The sequence below is a fragment of the Pseudomonas sp. GD03858 genome, assembly GCF_029840925.1.
In the GTDB taxonomy this organism is placed as follows: domain Bacteria; phylum Pseudomonadota; class Gammaproteobacteria; order Pseudomonadales; family Pseudomonadaceae; genus Aquipseudomonas.
The window spans coordinates 25,677-36,335 of record NZ_JAOCDM010000046.1 but is presented as its reverse complement, the minus strand read 5'-3'; the positions used below and the strand labels follow the sequence as shown (position 1 = coordinate 36,335).

Here is a 10,659-nt window from a genome sequence, read left to right as displayed (position 1 = left end):
TCAAAGAATTAGGTCTTGCCTCATGAGAGCAGCCCCAGCCTCACTCAGCGATACCGCTCAAGCCAGTGCGCATAAGGCGCCGGCAGCGTCCACGCCGCCTTGTCCACGCCCAGTGCCTTGGCAGCAGCATACGGCCAGTGCGGATCAGCCAGGTGCGCACGTCCCACCGACACCAGGTCGAGCTGGTTGGCCTGCAAAGCGCCCTCGGCCAACTCCGGCGTGCCAAAGCCCCAGGCCGAGGTCACCGGCAGCTTCGCTTCGCGGCGCACCCGCTCGGCGATCGGCCCCAGGAACGCCGGGCCCCACGGGATGTTGGTCTGGGGAATGGTGAAGCCGACGCTGACACTCAGCAGATCGAGGCCGCCAGCCTTGAAGCGACGGGCCAGTTCGATGGACTCCTGCAGGGTCTGCTCGTCACGGCCATCGTATTCCACCACGCCAAAGCGAGCGGTCAGCGGCAGGTTCTCCGGCCACACCTCACGTACTGCAGCCAGGGTTTCCAGCAGGAAGCGCGTACGGTTGTCGAAGCTGCCGCCATAGGCGTCGGTACGCTGGTTGGAGTGCTCGGAGAAGAAGCTCTGGCCCAGGTAACCATGGGCAAAGTGCAGCTCGATCCACTCGAAGCCGGCATCGCGGGCACGGCGCGCGGCATCGACGAAGTCCTGCTTGACCCGGGCGATATCGTCCAGGGTCATGGCCTTCGGCACTTTCGGCAGGTTGCCGCCGAAGGCGATGGCGGACGGGGCGATGGTGTCCCAGCCACGGGCATCGTCGGCGGCGATATGGTCGTCACCTTCCCAGGGACGGTTGGCGCTGGCCTTGCGACCGGCGTGGGCGATCTGGATGCCCGGCACGGAACCTGCGGCCTTGATTGCCTTGACCACCGGCACGAAGGCCTGGGCCTGGGCGTCGTTCCAGATGCCCGCGCAGCCGGGGGTGATGCGCCCTTCCGGCGAAACGGCGGTGGCCTCGACCACCACCAGTCCGGCACCGCCACGGGCCAGGCCGGCCAGGTGGACATGGTGCCAGTCGTTGATCAGGCCGTCTTCGGCCATGTACTGGCACATCGGCGGAATGGCGATGCGGTTGCGCAGGGTGACGTCTTTGAGGGTATAGGGTTCGAACAATGCAGCCATGACGAGACTCCAGGACGTTTACGATTGTTCGATCATATTCGAACTATGGCAATTTGTGAAACCCCCGTTATCATGTCGTCCATGCGAGCCTATACCCACCCCAATCCCGAAGACCTGACGCTGGAGCGCCTGCTCTATGCCCTGAGCGACCCTGTGCGCATGGAAATCGTGCGCCACCTGGCGGGCGTCGCCGAGGCCAGCTGCGGCGAACTGGACGGTGGCCGACCCAAGTCCAGCATGTCCCATCACTTTCGCGTATTGCGTGATTCCGGGCTGGTGTACACCCGCAACGTCGGCACCACGCACATGAACTCGCTGCGCGGCGACGCGCTCGAAAGCCGCTTTCCGGGGTTGCTGGGCAGCATTCTCGAGCAGCGTTGAGCCTGTCGAAAGATCCTGCAGTACCTGAGACAGCGAGGATCCTGTGGGAGCGGTCCGATAAACCCGCTCCCACAGAGGACAGTGCGGGCCCGACGGGCTGGGCAATCTTTGGCAGGCACAAAAAAACCACGAGGCCGCCAGGGGCGATCCTCGTGGTCGGTGTTGCCGGGCAAGCCCGGCAAGCAGGGGCCTTACAGCGCCATGTCGTTCGCAGGCTTGCTCTCGACCGGTGCGGCTGGCGCCACGGTGGTCTTGACGCTCTGGTCGATCACCGGCGGCTTCTCCAGCTGCAGGACTTCGGCGGTGTAGTCCCACTCTTTCTGGGTGGCGGCGGCCGAATCGTTCAGCTTGGTACCGTAGCTCGGGACGATCTCCTTGATCCGGGCCTGCCACTCAGGAGTGGCGACCTTCTCCTTGAACACGGTTTCCAGCACGTTGAGCATGATCGGCGCGGCGGTCGAGGCACCTGGCGAGGCGCCCAGCAGGCCGGCGATGGTACGGTCTTCGGAAGCCACGACCTCGGTGCCCAGCTTCAGCACGCCGCCCTTGTCGGCGTCACGCTTGATGATCTGCACGCGCTGACCGGCCTGCCACAGTTTCCAGTCTTCCTTCTTGGCGTTCGGGAAGTAGGTCTGCAGGGCGGCGAAACGGTCGTCGTCGGACTGCATCAGCTGGCCGGCGAGGTACTCGACCAGCGGGTACTGGTCGATGCCGACACGGGCCATCGGCCAGACGTTGTGGGTGGTGGTGCTGCTCAGCAGGTCCAGGTACGAGCCGTTCTTCAGGAACTTGGTCGAGAAGGTGGCGAATGGCCCGAACAGGATCACGCGCTTGCCGTCCAGCACGCGGGTATCCAGGTGCGGAACCGACATGGGTGGCGCGCCGGTCGAGGCGATGCCGTAGGCCTTGGCCATGTGCTGCATGGCAACGGTCGGGTTCTCGGTCACCAGGAACGAACCGCCCACCGGGAAGCCTGCGTATTCCTTGGCTTCCGGAATGCCCGACTTCTGCAGCAGCTTCAGCGCGCCGCCGCCGGCGCCGATGAACAGGAACTTGGCGTCGGTGGCGTGCTCGGTGCCATCCTTCAGGTTCTTGTACTCGACGTGCCAGGAGCCGTCTTCGTTGCGGGTGATGTCCTGCACTTCGCTGGACAGCTTCAGGTCGAAGTTCTCTTTGGTCTTCAGGTGACCGACGAACTGACGGGTGATCTCACCGAAGTTGACGTCGGTGCCGATCGGGCTCCAGGTCACGGCCAGCTTCTGGCTTGGATCGCGGCCTTCCATCATCAGCGGGACCCACTTGGCGATCTGCGCGTGGTCTTCCGAGTACTGCATCGAACGGAACAGCGGGCTGGCCTGCAGGGCGTCGTAGCGCTGTTTCAGGAACTTGATGTTGTCATCGCCCCAGACGAAGCTCATGTGCGGGGTGGTGTTGATGAACGAGTGCGGGTTCTTCAGCACGCCCTGGCGTACCTGCCAGGCCCAGAACTGGCGGGAGATCTGGAACGACTCGTTGATCTCGATGGCCTTGGTGATGTTGACCTTGCCATCTTTGTCCAGCGGGGTGTAGTTCAGCTCGGCCAGCGCGGAGTGGCCGGTACCGGCGTTGTTCCAGCCGTTGGAGCTCTCTTCGGCGACGCCATCCAGGCGCTCGACCATTTCCATCGACCAGGTCGGCTCCAGCTCGTTGAGCCAGACCGCCAGGGTGGAACTCATGATGCCGCCGCCGACCAGCAGCACGTCGACTTTCTTGGTGTCTTCGGCATGCGCTTGCATGAAGCTCGCCGCGACTGCCAGACCCAGCAAGGTCTTGCCAGCTTTCTTGAACATTGATCGATTCCAGTCAGTAGAACGGAGGGTGGGCCTGTGGCTGGCCCGGATTTCCATGTTCTTCAGCGCAGGCTTGTTGTGATCATTGTTCAGCAGCCAGAGAGACATTGGACGTGCCAGCCTTTGGTCGGATTGACCGACAAGGCTGAAACGATTTACGGATTGTAACCGAATTGCCAGCACAAACAAACGCGGGCCGGGGCGTCAAGACGACAGGTTGCCACGCGACAAGCCACCACGCCCTAAAAACAAAAACCCCCGGCCACATCCATGGCCGGGGGTCTTGGATCAGGCCGCGAGCGACCCGATCAGGGTATTTCCAAGATTACTGCTGCTGAGGCAGTTTATCGATCGGGCCGCAGCCGCCGATGATCTTGGAGATGGAAACCGATGGGTGGAACAGGTAGTCGTACGAGCAGTTCTTAGGCTGGTTGTAGACCTGGCCGGTGCAGCCGGACAGCAGGGCAACGCCCGAAACGACAGCAACAGCGACAGTAGCTTTGATCAGCTTTTTCATAACAATCCTTATAATCCATGATCCACCATCACACTGATGGCGCGCGGATCATACGGGAAAAGGGGGTGTGAGCGAAAGGCGTTAGTACAGTTGCACTCGTTGACGGGGGTCAACTAACAAGTTGTCGGCACGGTAACTAAGCGTATTGAACTACTTGCTAAAACGTTACAGGTTGGCGTAGTTCGCGCAGATCGCCCCCTTCCTACAGGCTACCGCGCACCCTGTAGGAGCGGCCTTGTGTCGCGAAAGGGTCGCAAAGCGACCCCGGCGTTCTTGAACTGGAGCGTTCATACCCAAGAATCGCAAAAGCCTTGAACGAATGGCCCTGCTGTTTAATGCAGAAAGCCCCGTAACGCGAACTATGGGGCTTTTAGCCAGGATGCCTGCATTTCAAGATCTTTGGGCGCGAGAGCGATTGACCGAGTGAAGGCCACCAGGTGTCCGCCGCGCCCCTTGCAGCGCCTACCAAATCGAGCGCCGCCCGCGCGGCGCATCGCGACGCAAGGCCGCTCCTACATTTGTTGCAACGTGCCGAACCTGTCAGGCCATGGTTGCCCGCCTTGGTGCCTGTCTTGAGACAGGTGAGGCGCCAGTGGTGCCCACACTGAAACCGCGTCGGACCAACAAGGCGGACGAGGTAATGGCACAGGATTGACTGGCCCGAAACAGATGTAGGAGCGGCCTTGCGTCGCGATGCGCCGCGCGGGCGGCGCTCGATCTGAAAGGCGCTGCAACGCTAACGTCGAACACCTCGAAAAACCTCAGCCAAGATACCGGCAAGGATCTTTATCGCATCAACCAACCTGTTCGAATCGTCGCCGCCTCACGAACAGGCCCACGCCCACCCCCGTGGCAAGCACCGACAGCAATCCCAAGTCCAACCCGAACAAACGGGCCTGGCTGACAACGATGCAACCGCCAACACCGATCACCACCAACGCCACCCCAAGCCACTTGCGCAGCGGGTAAGGCCTGAGAAACCGATCCAGCAGGCCGTAAAGCACCAGGGCGATGACCGCATAGATAATTTCGGACACAGACGCCTCCCTCAGGTCTTGATAATCAGGGTCGAGGTGGTGTGCTGCGGCCCGATGCCGCCATTGACCTGCGCCTCGATGCTGACCAGCACATCGCCGGCATGATAGGTGGGCAGGACGTCATTGGCATAAGCACGTACCCCAGCGCCCACCGGCACACCAACGTAGGGCGATGCTACAGAACTGGTGGCAGCGGCGAACGCCGAGGCGGCGAGGTTGGCAACCTTGGTGCGCTGGGCATTGAGGGTATCGCCCTGCTGGCGGGTCAGCGGCTTGGAGATGCCGATCTTCATCACACAGGGAAGCCCCTTGGCCAACATCCTGTCGTACGTCTCGACAACCTTGCTGTTGACCTCGTAATGGGCGCTTCTCGCTTCGCCGAAATGCAGCTCGCGCAGGCGCCCGCGCTCGCTGTCGGTCAGGGTGATCTGCGAGACGTTGAAGACGATCCCGTGGTTGCCCATGTATTGGAAAGTCCCTTCGAACTTCATTGCACGCATCCTTACGCAAACAAAGGTCGCGATTCTCTACGACGCGTGATGCGGCTGCAAATCGTGGCAGGTTGCCAGCAGCGGATGACGCTAGCGGTTTCCTGCTGCCTCCAGTTCTTTGCGCGCTTGATGCCCAGACGCCAATGCCGGCTATTGGCGAAGCCGCTGCAAAAAAATGAGGGGCAATGAAAAAAGCCCCGAGACTTTCATCTCGGGGCTTTCTCATGTATGGCGGAGAGATAGGGATTTGAACCCTAGGTACTGTTGCCAGTACAACGGATTTCGAATCCGTCCCGTTCGACCACTCCGGCATCTCTCCAATGGCGCGCATCATACCAGCGATTTCGTTTCTGGCAAACCTTTTTTGAAAAAAATTCGCGTGGTATCAGGCGCTTGCGTGAACGCGCCGCTTACAGCGGCACGCCCAGGCGCTTGGCGACTTCTTCGTAGGCTTCGATCACGTCGCCCAGACCCTGGCGGAAGCGGTCCTTGTCCATCTTCTTGCGGGTTTCCTTGTCCCACAGGCGGCAGCCGTCCGGGCTGAACTCGTCGCCCAGGACGATCTGGCCGTGGAACACGCCGAACTCCAGCTTGAAGTCGACCAGCAAGAGGCCCGCGTCATCGAACAGCTTGCTCAGCACTTCGTTGACCTTCAGCGACAGCTTCTTCATCTCGGCCAGCTGTTCGGCGGTACCCCAGCCGAAAGCGACAACGTGGGATTCGTTAATGAAGGGGTCGCCCTTCTCGTCGTTCTTCAGGAACAGCTCGAAGGTGGACGGCTCCAGCTTGATGCCCTCCTCCACGCCCAGGCGCTTGACCAGGCTGCCGGCGGCATAGTTGCGCACCACGCACTCGACCGGGATCATGTCGAGCTTCTTCACCAGGCACTCGTTGTCGCCCAGCAGCTTGTCGAACTGGGTCGGCACGCCGGCTTCTTCGAGCTTCTGCATGATGAAGGCATTGAACTTGTTGTTCACCATGCCCTTGCGGTCGAGTTGTTCGATGCGCTTGCCGTCGAACGCCGAGGTGTCGTTACGGAACAGCAGGATCAAGCGGTCGGCGTCGTCAGTTTTGTAAACCGATTTGGCCTTGCCGCGGTAGAGTTCGTCGCGTTTTTCCATGATGGGCTCCGCTTGCTTGAGTAGGTGGGCTAGGCGATCTGGCGCCAGTCGAGCCCTTGATCTTGGTTGGCCACCTGGAGCCAGTCCGGGTCGCACCCGAGGGCGTCGACAAAGCACTGGCGGGCCAGGTGTGGCAGGTTGTTCTTGCTGCTGAGGTGGGCCAGCACCAGGTGCTGCAGGCGTTGCCAGCCCAACTCGGCCACCAGGCTCGCGGCCTGGTGGTTGTTCAAATGTCCCTGGCTGCCGCCGACCCGCAGCTTGAGAAAGCGCGGGTAGTGCCCACGGGCCAGCAGGTCGCGGCAGTGGTTGGCCTCGATCAGCAACGCATCCAGATCCTGGTAACGCGCCAACAGATGGCTGTCGTAGCTGCCCAGGTCGGTCAGCATGCCAAAGCGGCGGCGACCATCGCTGATCACATACTGCAACGGCTCGTAGGCGTCATGCTCGACCCGCGAGGCACTGACCTCCAGCTCGCCGATGCGCAGCACGTCGCCACAACCGATGAAACCGGCCACTTCAACCGGCTTGCGCAGCCCGCGCAAGGTACCCTGGCTGAGGTAGACCGGTACATTGTAGCGGCGCGACAGCAACCCCACCCCATGCACGTGGTCGGCATGTTCATGGGTCACCAGCACCGCGCTCAGTTGCGTGGCCGACACCCCGAGCAGCGCCAGGCGCCGCTCGGTCTCGCGCAGGGAAAAGCCGCAGTCGACCAGGATGAAGGTGTCACCACTGGCGATGAGCGTGCCGTTTCCCTGGCTGCCGCTTCCGAGAACCGCGAAGCGCACTTAGCCCAGACGGTCCTGGATCGCGCTCAGCACGCGGCGGGCCACATCGGCCGGGGCCACGGTGTTGATGTTCTTCTCGACGGTCACCTGGACGTTCTCGCCAACCTTGCTCAGGCGTACCTGGTAGCGTTCAGCACGGGCTTCACGCTCTTCCTTGGACGGCTCGCTACCGAACAGGCGACTGAAGAAGCCAGGCTCCTTCTGCTTGTCGTCAGGCTTCTCGGACAGGTTGATGTAGTACAGGCCCAGGCTGCGGTTGATGTCCTCGACGCGCCACTCGCCCTGTTCCAGGGCGCGGCCGACGCCGGACCAGGCGCGATCCAGGTCGGAACCGAGGTACAGCACCGGGTTGCCGCTGCCGTCCTCGCTCAGACTGACCTGGCTCGGGGCATCGAAATCGCGAGCGGCGAGCAGGGATACCGAACCGCCCTTCTCGGCGCTGCGGTTCATGCTGGCCAGCATCTCGTCGACCAGCAGCGCATCGGCGCCGCTGTTGCTGGCGCTGGATGGGAAATCAGGCTCGGCGCTGCTGCCGGCCGGACGCTCGACCGTGACCACATACACCTCGGAGGTGTTGCGCTGCACGCCGGGCTCCATGCGCACCCGCACACGGACTTCGCTGTCCGGGCTGCTGGAGGCACTGGCCAGACGCTGGCCGAGGGAGGCCGACAGTTCGTCGAAGCGCTGCCAGGTGGTGTTGAATTCGCCGGTCTGCGGGCGCTCTTCGGCGATACGGAAACCGTTGTCCTCGAAGAACTGGCGGGCCACCGGCCAGACTTCGGCCGGCGCATGCTGGGCCAGCACCCAACGGCTGCTGCCGCTGCGCTGCAAGGTGTAGTCGCTGACGTCGGCGCTGGCCGACAGTGGCTGCGGACGGGGTACCTCGAACTCGCCAGTGGCGCGATCGTCGGCCACGTTGCGCGGGATCGGCAGCAGCGGGTCCAGGCGTTTGACGTTGCTGGCGTCCGGCGGCAGCTGCATTGGCGCGGTCGGGTGCGCCTGCAGGTAATCGCTGCCGCGGTCGCGGAAATAGCCATCCTCGCCCCACAGCCAGCCGCACCCACTGGTGCTGGAAATGATCAGGGCGAGAGCGGAAAGACCAGCCAGTCGCTTCATGCGGTGTACTTCCTCGATTAAACCAGTACGCCGGACTGGCGCAAGGCAGTACGGACTTTTTCGTGACAGCCTTCGCTCAGCCAGGTCAGCGGCAGGCGGATGCCCTGCTGCATCAGGCCCATTTCCACCAGCGCCCACTTCACCGGAATCGGGTTGGCTTCGCAGAACAGGTCCTTGTGCAGCGGCATGAGTTTTTCGTTGATCGCGCGGGCCTTCTCGGCATTGCCCTCAAGGGCGGCCTCGCACAGGTCGGCCATTTCGCGCGGGGCGACGTTGGCCGTGACGGAGATGTTGCCCTTGCCGCCCATCAGGATCAGCTCGACGGCAGTCGGATCGTCGCCGGACAGGACGATGAAGTCCTTGTCGACGCCGTCCAGGATGGCCTTGGCACGGACCAGGTCGCCGGTGGCTTCCTTGATGCCGATGATGTTCTTGACCGTCGACAGGCGGATCACGGTATCGGCCTGCATGTCGCAGGAGGTGCGGCCAGGCACGTTGTAGAGGATCTGCGGGATGTCGACGGCTTCGGCGATGTGCTTGAAGTGCTGGTACAGGCCTTCCTGGGTCGGCTTGTTGTAGTACGGGACTACCAGCAGGCAGGCGTCGGCGCCGGCATTCTTGGCGTTCTTGGTCAGGTGCACGGCTTCGGCAGTGGAGTTGGCACCGGTACCGGCGATCACCGGGATGCGCTTCTTGCTGTGCTTGACCCGCTCGACCACGTGCTTGATCACCAGGATGTGCTCCTCGACATCCAGGGTCGCGGATTCACCGGTGGTGCCGACAGCGACGATCGCATGGGTACCCTTTTCCAGATGGAAGTCTACAAGCTTGTCGAGGCTGTCCCAGTCCAGACGCCCTTGTGCATCCATGGGTGTGACCAATGCCACCATACTGCCCGCAATCATGAAACTGCTCCTGCCGGAAAAAGAGAGCGGTAATGGTACTGGCGCCATCGGCCTTGCACAAGCGAAGCAGGCGGGCGGAGCATTCCCCTTCGCGCCGGTTTTCGCTACCCTTGATCCTTTGATCGGTGCAGTCCGGCCCGCCGGGCCGTCGACAGTGCTCCCGGCCTGCGTCCACAGCCGCCAAAACCGGCCAGGGCCCTGCTGACAAAGGAGGCTTGCCCCCGTCCTGCACCGACCGCTCATCGCTTTAGGAATGCTGCATGTCCACCCCCACCGTTCGCGAACAATTCCTCGTCATCAGCGCCCTGGGCCCCAACCCCATGGAGCTGGCCAACGTTCTCAGCCGCGCGGCCTTCGACAACCGCTGCGCGGTGGTCACCTCGCGCCTGTCGCGCCACGGCGAGACCAGCGCCCTGGTGCTGCAGGTCGGCGGCAGCTGGGATGCCCTGGCCCGCCTCGAAGCCACGCTGCCGGGCCTGGGCAAGAAGCACGGCCTGACCCTGGACGTGGTGCGCAGCGCCGACCAGGAAGTGCGCCCGCAGGCTCTGCCCTATGTGGCCTACGTCAGCGCCGCCTATCGCCCGGACATCATCAACGAGCTGTGCCAGTTCTTCCTCGACCACCGCGTCGAGCTCGAAGCGATGACCTGCGACACCTACCTCGCGCCGCAGACCGGCAGCAGCATGCTCAACGCCCAGTTCACCGTGATCCTGCCGGCCGGCACCCAGATCAGCTGGCTGCGCGATCAGTTCCTCGACTTCGCCGACGCCCTGAACCTGGACGCGCTGATCGAACCGTGGCGCCCACAGAACCCTATGTAAGGAAGCTCCCATGGCCGTAGCACTCGACCAACCCGTCGCCGATTTCCAGGCCCAGGCCACCAGCGGCCAGGCCGTCAGCCTCGCCGAACTCAAGGGCCAGCAGGTGGTGCTGTACTTCTATCCCAAGGACAGCACCCCGGGCTGCACCACCGAAGGCCAGGGCTTCCGTGACCAGCATGCGGCGTTCCAGGCCGCCAACACCGTGGTGTTCGGTGTGTCGCGCGATGGCATCAAGTCCCATGAGAACTTCAAGGCCAAGCAGGGCTTCACCTTCGAGCTGATCAGCGACAAGGACGAGGCGCTGTGCCAGCTGTTCGACGTGATCAAGCTGAAGAAGCTGTATGGCAAGGAGTACTTGGGCGTGGACCGCAGCACCTTCCTGATCGACAAGGACGGTGTGCTGCGCCAGGAATGGCGTGGGGTGAAGGTGCCGGGGCATGTGGATGCGGTGTTGGCGGCGGCGCAAAACCTTAACAAGGCTTGAGGGCGCTGGGGGCGCTTTGCGCCCCATTCGCGA

The 10,659-nt window shown here is 62.7% G+C and carries 12 protein-coding genes and 1 tRNA gene; 3 read left to right on the top strand and 10 right to left on the bottom strand.

Annotation, left to right across the window (positions count from 1 at the left end; translation table 11 throughout):
• Positions 1–44 precede the first annotated feature (44 nt).
• The gene (locus tag N5D48_RS14025) at positions 45–1,136 is read right to left on the bottom strand and encodes an NADH:flavin oxidoreductase/NADH oxidase (RefSeq protein WP_279885144.1); all 1,092 of its coding nucleotides are present in this window, start codon (positions 1,134–1,136) and stop codon (positions 45–47) included.
• Positions 1,137–1,181: 45 nt separating this feature from the next.
• Here N5D48_RS14025 and N5D48_RS14020 point away from each other — a divergent pair, with 45 nt between their 5' ends.
• Complete coding sequence (locus N5D48_RS14020; protein WP_279885141.1) at positions 1,182–1,517, top strand: helix-turn-helix domain-containing protein; 336 nt, start codon at positions 1,182–1,184, stop codon at positions 1,515–1,517.
• A gap of 191 nt (positions 1,518–1,708) precedes the next feature.
• On the opposite strand, the gene mqo is transcribed toward N5D48_RS14020, so the two are convergent.
• The 9 genes from mqo to dapA all read right to left on the bottom strand — a co-directional run bounded on the left by mqo (position 1,709) and on the right by dapA (position 9,321).
• A complete protein-coding gene (gene mqo, locus N5D48_RS14015) occupies positions 1,709–3,346 on the bottom strand; it encodes a malate dehydrogenase (quinone) (protein WP_279885138.1) in 1,638 nt (545 codons plus the stop codon).
• 325 nt (positions 3,347–3,671) lie between these two features.
• A complete protein-coding gene (locus N5D48_RS14010; protein ID WP_023630554.1) occupies positions 3,672–3,863 on the bottom strand; it encodes a DUF4223 family protein in 192 nt (63 codons plus the stop codon).
• A gap of 794 nt (positions 3,864–4,657) precedes the next feature.
• Positions 4,658–4,900 carry a hypothetical protein gene (locus tag N5D48_RS14005; protein WP_279885136.1) on the bottom strand — a complete coding sequence of 81 codons (243 nt, stop codon included), beginning with the start codon at positions 4,898–4,900 and terminating at the stop codon, positions 4,658–4,660.
• An 11-nt stretch (positions 4,901–4,911) separates the two neighbouring features.
• Positions 4,912–5,391: a hypothetical protein gene (locus N5D48_RS14000; RefSeq protein ID WP_279885133.1), complete on the bottom strand. Its 480-nt coding sequence runs from the start codon at positions 5,389–5,391 to the stop codon at positions 4,912–4,914.
• Between the two features lie 229 nt (positions 5,392–5,620).
• Positions 5,621–5,710, bottom strand: a tRNA-Ser gene (locus N5D48_RS13995).
• Between the two features lie 91 nt (positions 5,711–5,801).
• Entirely contained in the window at positions 5,802–6,512 is a 711-nt protein-coding gene (gene purC, locus N5D48_RS13990) for a phosphoribosylaminoimidazolesuccinocarboxamide synthase (RefSeq protein ID WP_004375217.1), read from the bottom strand.
• A 29-nt stretch (positions 6,513–6,541) separates the two neighbouring features.
• Positions 6,542–7,300 carry an MBL fold metallo-hydrolase gene (locus tag N5D48_RS13985; protein WP_279885128.1) on the bottom strand — a complete coding sequence of 253 codons (759 nt, stop codon included), beginning with the start codon at positions 7,298–7,300 and terminating at the stop codon, positions 6,542–6,544.
• Positions 7,301–8,416 carry an outer membrane protein assembly factor BamC gene (gene bamC, locus N5D48_RS13980; protein WP_279885126.1) on the bottom strand — a complete coding sequence of 372 codons (1,116 nt, stop codon included), beginning with the start codon at positions 8,414–8,416 and terminating at the stop codon, positions 7,301–7,303.
• 17 nt (positions 8,417–8,433) lie between these two features.
• Complete coding sequence (gene dapA / locus N5D48_RS13975) at positions 8,434–9,321, bottom strand: 4-hydroxy-tetrahydrodipicolinate synthase (protein ID WP_279885125.1); 888 nt, start codon at positions 9,319–9,321, stop codon at positions 8,434–8,436.
• A 260-nt stretch (positions 9,322–9,581) separates the two neighbouring features.
• Between dapA and N5D48_RS13970 the strand changes: the two genes are divergently transcribed.
• Together N5D48_RS13970 and N5D48_RS13965 are read left to right on the top strand one after the other, a co-directional pair.
• Positions 9,582–10,142, top strand: coding sequence for a glycine cleavage system protein R (locus N5D48_RS13970; protein ID WP_028692994.1), 561 nt, complete (start codon positions 9,582–9,584; stop codon positions 10,140–10,142).
• Positions 10,143–10,152: 10 nt separating this feature from the next.
• Entirely contained in the window at positions 10,153–10,626 is a 474-nt protein-coding gene (locus N5D48_RS13965) for a peroxiredoxin (protein ID WP_279885122.1), read from the top strand.
• Positions 10,627–10,659 lie beyond the last annotated feature (33 nt).